Annotated in this window: 12 protein-coding genes; 8 read left to right on the forward strand and 4 right to left on the reverse strand. The window is 51.2% G+C overall.

Annotated features, from left to right (window positions below):
- The first annotated feature begins 11 nt into the window (after positions 1–11).
- The 7 genes from tdcC (at position 12) to cyuA (ending at position 9,689) form a co-directional block, all read left to right on the forward strand.
- Complete coding sequence (tdcC, locus tag D9741_RS00765; RefSeq protein ID WP_130210806.1) at positions 12–1,343, forward strand: threonine/serine transporter TdcC; 1,332 nt, start codon at positions 12–14, stop codon at positions 1,341–1,343.
- A gap of 25 nt (positions 1,344–1,368) precedes the next feature.
- Positions 1,369–2,577, forward strand: coding sequence for a propionate kinase (gene tdcD / locus D9741_RS00770; protein ID WP_130218295.1), 1,209 nt, complete (start codon positions 1,369–1,371; stop codon positions 2,575–2,577).
- Positions 2,578–2,610: 33 nt separating this feature from the next.
- Positions 2,611–4,905, forward strand: coding sequence for a 2-ketobutyrate formate-lyase/pyruvate formate-lyase (gene tdcE, locus D9741_RS00775; protein ID WP_130218293.1), 2,295 nt, complete (start codon positions 2,611–2,613; stop codon positions 4,903–4,905).
- 13 nt (positions 4,906–4,918) lie between these two features.
- Complete coding sequence (locus D9741_RS00780) at positions 4,919–5,308, forward strand: enamine/imine deaminase (protein ID WP_064529572.1); 390 nt, start codon at positions 4,919–4,921, stop codon at positions 5,306–5,308.
- Between the two features lie 69 nt (positions 5,309–5,377).
- Complete coding sequence (gene tdcG, locus D9741_RS00785) at positions 5,378–6,742, forward strand: L-serine ammonia-lyase (RefSeq protein ID WP_130218291.1); 1,365 nt, start codon at positions 5,378–5,380, stop codon at positions 6,740–6,742.
- Between the two features lie 277 nt (positions 6,743–7,019).
- Positions 7,020–8,351 carry an amino acid permease gene (locus tag D9741_RS00790; RefSeq protein ID WP_130218289.1) on the forward strand — a complete coding sequence of 444 codons (1,332 nt, stop codon included), beginning with the start codon at positions 7,020–7,022 and terminating at the stop codon, positions 8,349–8,351.
- Positions 8,352–8,378: 27 nt separating this feature from the next.
- Positions 8,379–9,689, forward strand: a complete 1,311-nt coding sequence (cyuA, locus tag D9741_RS00795) for a cysteine desulfidase (RefSeq protein WP_130210816.1) — start codon at positions 8,379–8,381, stop codon at positions 9,687–9,689.
- Between the two features lie 130 nt (positions 9,690–9,819).
- On the opposite strand, the gene yhaL is transcribed toward cyuA, so the two are convergent.
- Both yhaL and D9741_RS00805 read right to left on the reverse strand, forming a co-directional pair.
- Entirely contained in the window at positions 9,820–9,984 is a 165-nt protein-coding gene (gene yhaL / locus D9741_RS00800) for a protein YhaL (protein ID WP_130210466.1), read from the reverse strand.
- A 21-nt stretch (positions 9,985–10,005) separates the two neighbouring features.
- Positions 10,006–10,707, reverse strand: a complete 702-nt coding sequence (locus tag D9741_RS00805; RefSeq protein ID WP_130218287.1) for a pirin family protein — start codon at positions 10,705–10,707, stop codon at positions 10,006–10,008.
- Between the two features lie 104 nt (positions 10,708–10,811).
- Here D9741_RS00805 and yhaJ point away from each other — a divergent pair, with 104 nt between their 5' ends.
- On the forward strand, positions 10,812–11,708 hold the full coding sequence (yhaJ, locus tag D9741_RS00810; protein WP_130218285.1) for a DNA-binding transcriptional regulator YhaJ: 897 nt from the start codon (positions 10,812–10,814) through the stop codon (positions 11,706–11,708).
- A 33-nt stretch (positions 11,709–11,741) separates the two neighbouring features.
- Here yhaJ and D9741_RS00815 read toward each other — a convergent pair whose 3' ends face one another.
- Both D9741_RS00815 and yqjG read right to left on the reverse strand, forming a co-directional pair.
- Positions 11,742–12,110: a DUF805 domain-containing protein gene (locus D9741_RS00815; RefSeq protein ID WP_130218283.1), complete on the reverse strand. Its 369-nt coding sequence runs from the start codon at positions 12,108–12,110 to the stop codon at positions 11,742–11,744.
- 282 nt (positions 12,111–12,392) lie between these two features.
- Positions 12,393–13,379, reverse strand: a complete 987-nt coding sequence (yqjG, locus tag D9741_RS00820) for a glutathionyl-hydroquinone reductase YqjG (protein WP_130210378.1) — start codon at positions 13,377–13,379, stop codon at positions 12,393–12,395.
- Positions 13,380–13,394: the final 15 nt, after the last annotated feature.

Raw genomic sequence — 13,394 nt, forward strand, 5'->3', positions numbered from 1 at the left:
GAGGATAGGATATGAGTACTTCAGATAGCATTGTATCCAGCCAGACAAAACAATCGTCCTGGCGTAAATCAGATACCACATGGACGTTGGGTTTGTTCGGCACAGCTATTGGTGCCGGCGTGCTGTTCTTCCCTATCCGCGCAGGTTTTGGCGGACTGATCCCGATTCTTCTGATGTTGGTATTGGCATACCCCATCGCGTTTTATTGCCACCGGGCGCTGGCGCGTCTGTGTCTTTCTGGCTCTAACCCTTCCGGCAACATTACGGAAACGGTGGAAGAGCACTTTGGTAAAACGGGTGGCGTGGTCATCACGTTCCTGTACTTCTTCGCAATTTGCCCACTGTTGTGGATTTATGGCGTAACCATTACCAACACCTTTATGACGTTCTGGGAAAACCAGCTTGGCTTTGCGGCGTTGAACCGCGGCTTCGTGGCGCTGTTCCTGCTGCTGCTGATGGCGTTCGTCATTTGGTTTGGTAAGGATCTGATGGTTAAAGTGATGAGTTACCTGGTATGGCCATTTATCGCCAGCCTGGTACTGATTTCTCTGTCACTGATCCCTTACTGGAACTCTGCTGTTATTGATCAAGTTGACCTCAGTGCGCTGACGTTAACCGGTCATGACGGTATCTTGATTACCGTCTGGCTGGGGATTTCCATCATGGTCTTCTCCTTTAACTTCTCGCCAATCGTCTCTTCCTTCGTGGTTTCTAAGCGTGAAGAGTATGAGAAAGACTTCGGTCGCGACTTCACCGAGCAGAAATGCTCACAGATCATCTCCCGTGCCAGCATGCTGATGGTTGCCGTGGTCATGTTCTTTGCCTTCAGCTGCCTGTTTACGCTGTCTCCGGCAAACATGGCGGAAGCAAAAGCACAGAACATTCCGGTGCTTTCTTATCTGGCTAACCACTTTGCTTCCATGTCCGGCGAGAAATCGACGTTCGCCACCGTACTGGAATATGCCGCTTCTATTATCGCACTGGTTGCTATCTTCAAATCTTTCTTCGGTCACTATCTGGGAACGCTGGAAGGTCTGAACGGTCTGGTACTGAAGTTCGGCTACAAAGGCGATAAGACGAAAGTGTCTTCCGGCAAACTGAACACCATCAGCATGATCTTCATCATGGGTTCCACCTGGGTAGTTGCTTACGCCAACCCGAACATTCTGGACCTGATTGAAGCCATGGGCGCGCCGATTATCGCTTCACTGCTGTGCCTGTTGCCGATGTATGCCATCCGTAAAGCGCCGTCGCTGGCGAAATACCGTGGTCGTCTGGATAACGTGTTTGTTACCGTGATTGGTCTGCTGACCATCCTGAACATCGTGTACAAACTGTTTTAATCCGTAACTCAGGATGAGAAAAGAGATGAATGAATTTCCGGTTGTTTTGGTTATTAACTGTGGTTCGTCTTCAATTAAGTTTTCCGTGTTGGATGCCTCGAACTGTGAAGTATTAATGTCAGGTATTGCCGACGGTATTAATTCGGAAAATGCATTCTTATCCGTAAATGGAGGAGAGCCAGCACCGCTGGCTCACCACAGCTACGAAGGTGCATTGAAGGCAATTGCGTTTGAACTGGAAAAACGGAATTTAAATGACAGCGTGGCCTTAATTGGCCACCGCATCGCCCACGGCGGCAGTATTTTTACCGAGTCCGCCATTATTACCGATGAAGTCATTGATAATATCCGTCGCGTTTCTCCACTGGCGCCGCTGCATAATTACGCCAATTTAAGTGGCATTGAATCGGCCCAGCAATTATTTCCTGGCGTAACTCAGGTAGCAGTATTTGATACCAGCTTCCACCAGACAATGGCCCCGGAAGCGTTTTTATACGGCTTGCCGTGGAAATATTACGAAGAGCTGGGGGTGCGCCGCTACGGCTTCCACGGCACGTCTCACCGCTATGTGTCCCAGCGTGCGCATTCTCTGCTGGATCTGGCGGAAGATGACTCCGGCTTGGTGGTGGCGCATCTTGGCAATGGCGCGTCTATTTGCGCGGTTCGTAACGGGCAGAGCGTGGACACCTCAATGGGGATGACGCCGCTGGAAGGGCTGATGATGGGGACGCGCAGTGGCGATGTCGACTTCGGCGCGATGTCCTGGGTGGCCAGTCAAACCAACCAGAGTCTTAGCGACCTGGAACGCGTGGTGAATAAAGAATCGGGACTATTGGGGATTTCCGGTCTTTCTTCCGACTTGCGTGTACTGGAAAAAGCCTGGCATGAAGGTCATGAACGTGCACAACTGGCAATTAAAACGTTTGTTCACCGAATTGCCCGTCATATTGCCGGACACGCTGCCTCATTACATCGCCTGGATGGAATTATATTCACCGGCGGAATAGGTGAGAATTCAAGTTTAATTCGTCGTCTGGTCATGGAACATTTGACTGTATTAGGCGTAGAGATTGATGCAGAAATGAATAATCGCTCTAACGCTTACGGTGAAAGAATTGTGTCCAGTGAAAATGCGCGCGTAATTTGCGCCGTTATTCCGACTAATGAAGAAAAAATGATTGCGCTAGATGCAATTCATTTAGGCAAAGTTAAAGCACCCGCAGAATTTGCATAATTTAGTTGAAGTATTGTAGAGAGATTATTTTTCATGAAGGTAGATATTGATACCAGCGATAAGCTGTACGCCGACGCATGGCTTGGCTTTAAAGGTACGGACTGGAAAAACGAAATTAATGTCCGCGATTTTATTCAACATAACTATACACCGTATGAAGGGGATGAATCTTTCCTCGCCGAAGCGACGCCAGCCACTACGGCATTGTGGGAAAAGGTGATGGAAGGTATTCGTATCGAAAACGCGACCCATGCGCCGGTTGATTTCGATACCAATATTGCCACCACCATTACTGCCCATGATGCAGGTTATATCAACCAGCCGTTGGAAAAAATCGTTGGCCTGCAAACAGATGCGCCACTGAAACGTGCGCTGCATCCGTTCGGCGGCATCAACATGATTAAAAGTTCATTCCACGCCTATGGCCGTGAAATGGACAGCGAATTTGAATACGTGTTTACCGATCTGCGTAAAACCCATAACCAGGGCGTATTTGATGCTTACTCACCGGATATGCTGCGCTGCCGTAAATCTGGCGTATTGACTGGTCTGCCGGACGGTTATGGCCGTGGACGTATTATCGGTGACTATCGCCGCGTGGCGTTGTACGGCATCAGTTATCTGGTCCGTGAACGCGAACTGCAATTTGCCGATCTCCAGTCTCGTCTGGAAAAAGGGCAAGATCTGGAAGCCACCATCCGTCTGCGTGAAGAGTTGGCAGAACATCGTCATGCGCTGCTGCAGATTCAGGAAATGGCGGCGAAATATGGCTTCGACATCTCTCGTCCAGCGCAGAATGCGCAGGAAGCGGTGCAGTGGCTCTACTTCGCTTACCTGGCGGCGGTGAAATCGCAAAACGGCGGCGCGATGTCGCTGGGCCGTACAGCATCGTTCCTCGATATCTACATTGAACGCGACTTTAAAGCCGGTGTGCTCAACGAGCAGCAGGCGCAAGAATTGATCGACCACTTCATCATGAAGATCCGCATGGTGCGCTTCCTGCGTACGCCGGAATTTGATTCGCTGTTCTCCGGCGACCCTATCTGGGCAACGGAAGTCATCGGCGGGATGGGGCTGGACGGTCGTACCCTGGTGACCAAAAACTCCTTCCGTTATCTGCATACACTGCACACCATGGGGCCAGCACCGGAACCTAACCTGACCATTCTGTGGTCGGAAGCATTGCCGATTGCCTTCAAAAAATATGCGGCACAAGTCTCCATCGTCACTTCTTCTTTGCAGTATGAAAACGACGATCTGATGCGTACTGACTTCAACAGCGACGATTACGCGATTGCCTGCTGCGTCAGCCCGATGGTGATTGGTAAGCAGATGCAGTTCTTCGGCGCACGCGCTAACCTGGCGAAAACGCTGCTGTACGCAATCAACGGCGGGGTGGATGAGAAGCTGAAGATTCAGGTCGGCCCGAAAACAGCACCATTGATGGACGACGTTCTGGACTACGACAAAGTCATGAGCAGCCTCGACCATTTCATGGACTGGTTGGCAGTGCAGTACATCAGCGCGCTGAACATCATCCATTACATGCATGACAAGTACAGCTACGAAGCCTCACTGATGGCGCTGCACGATCGTGATGTTTATCGCACGATGGCATGTGGTATTGCGGGCCTGTCGGTGGCGACGGATTCACTTTCCGCAATCAAATATGCCCGCGTGAAACCGATTCGTGACGAAAACGGCCTGGCGGTCGACTTTGAAATCGACGGCGAATATCCGCAGTACGGCAACAACGACGAGCGCGTAGACAGCATTGCTTGCGACCTGGTTGAACGCTTTATGAAGAAAATTAAAGCCCTGCCAACCTATCGTAACGCTGTACCAACTCAGTCGATTCTGACCATCACCTCTAACGTGGTGTACGGCCAGAAAACCGGTAACACACCGGATGGTCGTCGCGCCGGTACACCGTTCGCACCAGGTGCTAACCCGATGCACGGTCGTGACCGCAAAGGGGCCGTGGCTTCGCTGACCTCCGTTGCCAAGCTGCCGTTCACCTACGCCAAAGACGGTATTTCGTACACCTTCTCAATTGTCCCTGCGGCGCTGGGTAAAGAAGATCCGGTACGCAAAACCAACCTTGTCGGCCTGCTGGATGGTTATTTCCACCACGAAGCGGATGTGGAAGGTGGTCAGCACCTCAACGTCAACGTTATGAATCGGGAAATGTTGCTGGATGCCATTGAGCACCCGGAAAAATACCCGAACCTGACAATCCGTGTCTCTGGCTATGCCGTGCGCTTCAACGCACTGACCCGTGAACAGCAGCAGGATGTGATTTCACGTACCTTTACCCAGGCGCTTTGATGCCGGAGGATGTATGAAAAAGATTATCGAAACGCAACGTGCGCCAGGCGCAATTGGCCCGTATGTTCAGGGCGTTGATTTAGGCAGCATGGTCTTCACCTCCGGACAAATTCCGGTTTGCCCGCAGACCGGGGAGATCCCTGCGGACGTGAAAGATCAGGCGCGTTTAAGTCTGGAAAACGTCAAAGCGATCGTGGTTGCTGCCGGGCTGACCGTTGGCGATATCGTGAAGATGACGGTGTTCATTACCGACCTTAATGACTTTGGCACCATCAATGAAGTTTACAAGCAGTTTTTTGACGAGCATCAGGCGACCTACCCGACACGCAGCTGCGTGCAGGTAGCGCGTTTGCCGAAAGATGTGAAGCTGGAAATTGAAGCTATCGCGGTACGCAACGCATAAAGCTCCTGAGCGGGGCGATCGCAGGGTCGCTCCGCTCCTCTTCACGAACGGCAATCCGAGGGTGTGGATATGATTAGTGCATTCGATATTTTCAAAATTGGGATTGGTCCCTCCAGTTCTCATACCGTGGGGCCAATGAATGCCGGAAAAAGTTTTATTGATCGACTGGAGAAGAGCGGCTTATTAACCGCGACGAGCCACATTGTGGTCGATCTTTATGGATCGTTGTCACTGACGGGCAAAGGTCACGCCACGGATATCGCTATCATCATGGGACTGGCAGGAAATAGTCCGCAGGACGTTGTTATTGATGAGATACCTGCATTTATGGAATTAGTGACGCGCAACGGAAGGTTGCCGGTGGCAGCGGGCGCACATGTCGTTGATTTCCCAGTGGCAAAGAACATTATTTTCCATGCGGAAACGCTGCCCCGTCATGAGAATGGGATGCGTATTACCGCGTGGAAAGAGCAGGAAGAACTGTTAAGCAAAACCTATTATTCAGTCGGTGGCGGATTTATTGTCGAAGAAGAACAATTCGGCCTGTCACTGGATGTTGAAACGCTCGTCCCTTACGATTTCCATTCAGCAGGTGAGCTGCTGAAAATGTGTGATTACAACGGGTTATCTATTTCTGGTTTGATGCTGCAAAACGAGTTGGTGCTACGTAGCAAAGCCGAAATTGATGCTGGTTTTTCGCGTATCTGGCAGGTGATGCATGACGGTATTGAACGCGGTATGAATACCGAAGGTGTGCTGCCAGGCCCGCTCAATGTGCCACGTCGGGCGGTGGCGCTGCGACGTTTGCTGGTTTCCAGCGACAATATCTCTAACGATCCGATGAACGTGATTGACTGGATCAATATGTTTGCTCTGGCAGTCAGCGAAGAAAATGCCGCTGGCGGGCGTGTTGTGACAGCGCCAACTAACGGCGCTTGCGGCATTATTCCTGCGGTGCTGGCCTATTACGATAAATTCCGCCGCCCGCTCAATGAGCGCTCCATTGCTCGTTTTCTGCTGGCGGCTGGCGCTATCGGTGCGCTGTATAAAATGAATGCCTCCATTTCCGGTGCGGAAGTGGGCTGTCAGGGCGAAATTGGCGTGGCCTGTTCAATGGCGGCGGCAGGGTTAACCGAACTGCTGGGCGGCAGTCCGGCGCAGGTGTGCAATGCGGCGGAAATCGCTATGGAACACAACCTGGGACTGACCTGCGATCCGGTTGCCGGGCAAGTGCAAATTCCGTGTATTGAACGCAATGCTATTAATGCTGTTAAAGCCGTGAACGCTGCGCGGATGGCGATGGGACGCACTTCTGCACCGCGTGTTTCTCTCGATAAAGTTATCGAGACGATGTACGAAACCGGCAAAGATATGAACGATAAATACCGCGAAACTTCACGCGGAGGACTGGCCATTAAAGTGGTCTGCGGCTGATATCTCATCCGCGTTTATACTGGGGTGCACAAAATGTGCACCCTTTTTTATTGTGATCTGCCGCAAATAGAGAATAACTATTTCTCTAAGATTGATTTGATAGAAAATTATTATCCATAACTGCTATTTCAAAGTCTTGATTGTGAAGATTTTCTCTGACCTCACGCGTATCATTTCTTCATTCTAATAACTCGCCTGCAAAAAAACGTAGACCGCGTATCGCCTTGATGCGGCTCGAAAAAAATAATAAGCCCTACAAAATATTGAGCGAGAACTTATGGAAATTGCAACGAATAAAGGCGTCATTGCAGACGCTTCGACCCCGGCGGGTCGTGCTGGAATGAGTGAAAGTGAATGGCGTGAAGCTATCAAATTCGACAGTACCGACACCGGTTGGGTGATTATGAGTATTGGGATGGCGATTGGCGCGGGGATAGTTTTTCTCCCGGTGCAGGTCGGATTGATGGGATTGTGGGTATTTTTGCTCTCATCAGTGATTGGCTACCCGGCAATGTATCTGTTTCAGCGATTGTTTATTAATACGCTGGCGGAATCTCCAGAGTGTAAAGATTACCCGAGTGTCATTAGTGGTTATTTGGGTAAAAACTGGGGCATTTTGTTAGGTGCACTTTACTTTGTGATGCTGGTTATTTGGATGTTTGTTTACTCCACCGCCATCACTAACGATAGCGCCTCCTATCTGCACACTTTCGGCGTGACGGAAGGATTGCTGTCTGACAGTCCGTTTTATGGCCTGGTACTGATTTGTATTCTGGTAGCGATCTCTTCACGCGGCGAGAAACTGTTATTCAAAATTTCGACCGGCATGGTGCTGACCAAACTGCTGGTGGTGGCAGCGCTGGGCGTGTCGATGGTCGGGATGTGGCATCTGTATAACGTGGGTTCGCTGCCGCCGCTGGGGCTGCTGGTGAAAAACGCCATTATCACACTGCCGTTTACCTTAACCTCGATTCTGTTTATTCAGACGTTAAGCCCGATGGTGATTTCCTATCGCTCGCGAGAAAAATCGATCGAAGTAGCGCGACATAAAGCGTTGCGGGCGATGAACATTGCGTTTGGGATCCTGTTTGTCACCGTCTTTTTCTACGCAGTGTCGTTCACTCTGGCGATGGGACATGACGAAGCAGTAAAAGCCTATGAGCAGAATATTTCCGCGCTGGCGATTGCAGCTCAATTTATTAGCGGCGACGGTGCAGCATGGGTGAAAGTGGTCAGCGTCATCCTCAATATCTTTGCCGTAATGACAGCGTTCTTTGGCGTCTATTTAGGCTTTCGCGAAGCAACGCAAGGGATCGTAATGAACATCCTGCGCCGCAAGATGCCAGCTGAGAAGATTAACGAAAATCTCGTTCAGCGCGGCATCATGATTTTCGCCATTTTACTGGCCTGGAGCGCCATCGTACTGAATGCGCCAGTGTTGAGCTTTACCTCTATCTGTAGCCCGATTTTCGGCATGGTAGGGTGCCTGATCCCGGCGTGGTTGGTTTACAAAGTACCGGCATTGCACAAATACAAAGGTGCCTCTCTGTACCTGATTATCATCACCGGTTTGTTGCTTTGCGTTTCTCCGTTCCTGGCATTTTCATGATTTACCTGAACTTTTAAGGTTTTTATTATGTTTGATTCGACTTTAAATCCGTTATGGCAGCGTTACATCCTTGCAGTTCAGGAGGAAGTAAAACCGGCGCTGGGATGTACTGAACCGATCTCACTGGCGCTGGCGGCGGCGGTTGCTGCGGCAGAACTGGAAGGTCCGGTTGAACGTGTAGAAGCCTGGGTTTCGCCAAATCTGATGAAGAACGGTCTGGGCGTCACCGTTCCCGGTACGGGAATGGTGGGGCTGCCGATTGCAGCGGCGCTGGGGGCGTTAGGTGGAAATGCCAACGCCGGGCTGGAAGTGCTGAAAGACGCAACGGCGCAGGCAATTGCCGATGCCAAAGCGTTGCTGGCGGCGGGGAAAGTCTCGGTCAAGATCCAGGAACCTTGCGATGAAATCCTCTTCTCACGCGCCAAAGTCTGGAACGGCGAGCAGTGGGCTTGTGTCACCATCGTCGGCGGGCATACCAACATTGTGCATATCGAGACGCACAATGGCGTGGTGTTTACCCAGCAGGCCTGTGTAGCAGAGGGCGAGCAAGAGTCGCCGCTGGCGGTGCTCTCCAGAACGACGCTGGCCGAGATCCTGAAGTTCGTCAATGAAGTGCCGTTTGAGGCTATCCGCTTTATTCTCGATTCTGCGAAATTAAACTGCGCGTTATCGCAGGAAGGTTTGAGTGGGAACTGGGGGCTGCATATTGGCGCGACGCTGGAAAAACAGTGTGCACGCGGTTTGCTGGCGAAAGATCTCTCCTCGTCAATTGTGATTCGTACCAGCGCGGCATCCGATGCGCGTATGGGTGGCGCAACGCTTCCGGCAATGAGTAACTCCGGTTCTGGCAACCAGGGGATCACCGCGACAATGCCCGTGGTGGTTGTCGCGGAACACTTCGGGGCAGATGATGAACGGCTGGCGCGCGCGCTGATGCTTTCGCATTTGAGCGCGATTTATATCCATAACCAGTTACCGCGTTTGTCTGCGCTGTGTGCCGCAACGACCGCCGCAATGGGCGCCGCCGCTGGGATGGCATGGCTGGTGGATGGGCGTTATGAAACCATCTCGATGGCAATCAGCAGCATGATCGGTGATGTTAGCGGTATGATTTGCGATGGCGCGTCGAACAGTTGCGCGATGAAGGTTTCGACCAGTGCGTCGGCGGCGTGGAAAGCGGTGTTAATGGCGCTGGATGATACCGCCGTGACCGGCAATGAAGGGATCGTGGCGCATGATGTTGAGCAGTCAATCGCCAACCTGTGCGCGCTGGCAAGTCATTCAATGCAGCAAACGGATCGGCAGATTATCGAGATTATGGCCAGTAAGGCCAGGTAAGCGCCGGATTTCGGATGTTATACCTGATGCCGGATGCGATGCTGGCGCATCTTATCCGGCCTACGGATTGTGCAATTTGTTGGTTTTGTAGGCCGGATAAGGCGTTTACGCCGCATCCGGCAATCTGTTTTTATGCGGTAGCTTCATCCTCGGCTAACCGTATTTCGGCGTCGGCGACTATCGCCTCCAACTCACTCAACATCTCTTCATAGCCAAAACTTTTGGTAGCGCGGGTGGTTTCTTTCGCTGCAACGGACTTTACTGGCTGACGTTTTTTCGCCGATTTTTTACTCATCATCTTCTCCCTGTAAAAAAACTAGACAGGTAAATCTATCAGCAAAGCGCGCAGCGGGGAATCAGCAACGAGTGTAATGTTAGCCTCGTCACGAATAAATGCGCCATCTCCGCAGGTCAGCGCTGCTTTCTCTTCGTGATGCGTAAGCGCATGAAATTGACCGTGGATCGATTGCAAATAAGCACGCGGACCGTGCAGTTGAAAGTTCGCGCTTTCTCCCTCGGCGAGCACAATATGATGCAGCCACACCTGCTGGCGCAGTTGCAGGCTACCTTTCGCGCCATCTGGCGAGGCGATTAATTGCTGTTTATCCATATTTAGCGCCAGTTTTTGAATCAGCGGATTCTCCCGTTGCGGGCAGGCATCCAGCCAGAGCTGCATTCGCGTTAACGGTTTGTCCTTGCTGATATTATGTTCGCTATAACTCACGCCCGGCTGAGTAGAAAGCAATAAGGCTTCACCGGCGTGGGCCTGAACATGATTACCTTCGCTGTCCCGATACTCTGCTTCTCCGTCGAGAATCACATTCAAAATATCAACTTTTGGGTAGGTACGTGGCTGGAAGGCGGCTCCTGGGGCCAACACTTCCTGGTTAAGCACGCGCAGGGAGGCATAGCCTAACAATTTAGGGTCGAAGTAGTGTCCAAAGGAAAAAGTATACCGGGCCTGCAACCATCCGTAGTCTGCTTGTCCACACTGCCTGGCAGTTCGGGTAGTAATCATAATTCTTGACCTCTCTTTACTTCCTTTTATGGTAAGGGGCTGGACGCTACATTGTTAGCCAGATATTCTGCCCGGTATGTTCAAATTTCCTGAATGAGAACGAAATGGCCAAAGAAAGGGCATTAACGCTGGAAGCACTAAGGGTTATGGATGCGATCGATCGCCGTGGTAGTTTTGCGGCGGCGGCCGATGAGCTGGGACGCGTGCCTTCCGCGCTTAGCTACACCATGCAAAAACTGGAAGAAGAGCTCGATGTGGTGCTGTTTGACCGCTCGGGCCATCGCACCAAATTCACCAATGTCGGGCGGATGTTGCTGGAGCGGGGACGCGTTCTGCTGGAGGCGGCAGATAAATTGACCACCGACGCCGAAGCCCTCGCGCGTGGTTGGGAAACGCATCTCACCATCGTGACTGAAGCGCTGGTACCGACACCTGCCTTTTTCCCGTTAATTGACAAACTGGCGGCAAAAGCCAATACCCAACTGGCAATCATTACCGAAGTGCTGGCGGGGGCGTGGGAGCGGCTGGAACAGGGGCGAGCAGATATTGTTATCGCGCCGGATATGCATTTTCGTTCCTCGTCGGAGATCAACTCTCGTAAGCTTTACACCTTGATGAACGTCTACGTGGCAGCGCCTGAGCACCCGATTCATCAGGAGCCGGAACCGTTATCTGAAGTGACGCGCGTGAAATATCGCGGAATTGCAGTGGCAGATACTGCTCGTGAACGCCCGGTATTGACCGTACAGTTACTGGATAAACAACCGCGCCTGACGGTCAGCACCATTGAAGATAAACGTCAGGCATTGCTGGCAGGGCTTGGCGTCGCAACGATGCCGTACCCGATGGTAGAAAAAGATATTGCTGAAGGGCGTTTGCGTGTAGTTAGTCCGGAATCGACCAGTGAAATCGATATTATTATGGCCTGGCGTCGCGACAGTATGGGGGAAGCAAAATCCTGGTGTCTGCGGGAAATTCCAAAGTTGTTCGCTGGAAAATAATCTATAAAGCACCTTTCACAAGGTGCTTAATTATTATTCCTGTTCCAGTTTTGGATCAGGTCCAAAGCGGTTTTCGCCTGGTGTCCCCGGCTGGCAGTTAAAGATGATGATAATCAGCCAACCGATAAACGGAATTAAGAACAGTAGCACCCACCATGCTGAACGGTCGGTGTCATGCAGGCGACGGAACTGTACTGCCCACCACGGCAAAAACACCAGAATGCCGTAGATAGTCGTCAGGATGCCTTCGCCACCGGCACGTTGCCAGCCCAGCATTTTATCCAGCAGTCCCAGCACGAGCGTAAAGATGATGTTGACCAGAATAAACATCCAGTACTCTTTGCGCCGTGCACGCCCCCGGAAACCGACATAATTTTTTAGTACTTTCAGATACCAGTCCATTTTTGCCTCAATTTTGCTCAATCACTTGTTTTTAAAGCAGCAAATTAAGAATAGACATGAATGAATTTGCAGTAAATATTACCGTTATGAATTAATAAGGCGCTGTGAAGGATAAGGGCAAGCGCAAAATCGCCAGATACGCTACGCTTATCTGGCCTGGGCGGGTTCTGCAATATATTGAATGTACAATGTTTTGTAGGTCAGATAAGGCGTTCACACCGCATCCGACATAACAACACGCACTTAGCCAACAACCAGAGGCACCACGAAGGGTGCCTTTGTTTAACCGAAGCGAACATCCCGCCCGTGCGGTTCATCGAGATCCTGCCACGGGCCAATCGAAATAATTCCCGTTGGGTTGATGGTCTTATGGCTGCGGAAGTAGTGATTACGGATATGGTCGAAATTGACGGTTTCGGCTATTCCCGGCATCTGATAGATATCGCGCAGGAAGCCATACAAATTCAGGTAATCGCTGATACGGTGCTTATCGCACTTGAAGTGGGTGACATACACCGGATCAAAACGAACCAGCGTGGTCCACAGGCGAATATCGGCTTCGGTTAACTGGTTACCCGTCAGGAAGCGATGCTGCCCTAATATCTGTTCCAGTCGCGCCAGCGATTCAAACACTTTCACCACCGCTTCGTCGTACGCTTCCTGGCTGGTGGCAAAACCAGCTTTATAGACGCCATTATTTACGGTGTCGTATATCCAGCCGTTAAGTTCGTCAATTTTAGTTTGCAGAGCAGGGGGGTAATAATCACCCGCTTTTGCGCCCAGTGCGTCAAACGCGGTATTGAACATGCGGATGATTTCTGCTGATTCGTTACTGACAATGGTGTGGTTCTTTTTGTCCCACAGCACGGGGACTGTAACTCGTCCGCTGTAGTGTGGATCAGCGTGGAGATAAAGCTGGTACAGGAATTCATGTTGATAGAGCGTGTCGCCGGTTGCACCCGGGAAACTGTCATCAAAGGTCCAGCCGTTTTCCAGCATCAGCGGATTCACCACGGAAACGGAAATAAACGGTTCCAGTCCTTTGAGTTTACGCATGATCAGCGTGCGGTGCGCCCACGGGCAGGCGAGTGAAACATAGAGATGATAACGATCTTTTTCTGCGGCAAATCCACCTTTGCCAGTGGGGCCTGGTGCGCCATCGGCAGTGAGCCAGTTACGAAATGCGGAAGCTGAACGTTGAAATTTACCGCCAGTGGATTTGGTGTCGTACCAGGTGTCGTGCCAGACACCGTCAATCAGTTGACCCATTTTTCTCTCCTCCAA

Source organism: Escherichia sp. E14V7, from assembly GCF_004212225.1.
Taxonomy (GTDB): Bacteria; Pseudomonadota; Gammaproteobacteria; order Enterobacterales; family Enterobacteriaceae; genus Escherichia.

Bases quoted from the DNA above. Each gene is read 5' to 3' on its own strand.
- yhaJ (WP_130218285.1), top strand. From the start codon at position 10,812: ATGGCCAAAGAAAGGGCATTAACGCTGGAAGCACTAAGGGTTATGGAT.
- tdcE (WP_130218293.1), top strand. From the start codon at position 2,611: ATGAAGGTAGATATTGATACCAGCGATAAGCTGTACGCCGACGCATGG.
- D9741_RS00790 (WP_130218289.1), top strand. From the start codon at position 7,020: ATGGAAATTGCAACGAATAAAGGCGTCATTGCAGACGCTTCGACCCCG.
- tdcG (WP_130218291.1), top strand. From the start codon at position 5,378: ATGATTAGTGCATTCGATATTTTCAAAATTGGGATTGGTCCCTCCAGT.
- yhaL (WP_130210466.1), bottom strand. From the start codon at position 9,984: ATGAGTAAAAAATCGGCGAAAAAACGTCAGCCAGTAAAGTCCGTTGCA.
- tdcC (WP_130210806.1), top strand. From the start codon at position 12: ATGAGTACTTCAGATAGCATTGTATCCAGCCAGACAAAACAATCGTCC.
- cyuA (WP_130210816.1), top strand. From the start codon at position 8,379: ATGTTTGATTCGACTTTAAATCCGTTATGGCAGCGTTACATCCTTGCA.
- D9741_RS00780 (WP_064529572.1), top strand. From the start codon at position 4,919: ATGAAAAAGATTATCGAAACGCAACGTGCGCCAGGCGCAATTGGCCCG.
- yqjG (WP_130210378.1), bottom strand. From the start codon at position 13,379: ATGGGTCAACTGATTGACGGTGTCTGGCACGACACCTGGTACGACACC.
- D9741_RS00805 (WP_130218287.1), bottom strand. From the start codon at position 10,707: ATGATTACTACCCGAACTGCCAGGCAGTGTGGACAAGCAGACTACGGA.
- tdcD (WP_130218295.1), top strand. From the start codon at position 1,369: ATGAATGAATTTCCGGTTGTTTTGGTTATTAACTGTGGTTCGTCTTCA.
- D9741_RS00815 (WP_130218283.1), bottom strand. From the start codon at position 12,110: ATGGACTGGTATCTGAAAGTACTAAAAAATTATGTCGGTTTCCGGGGG.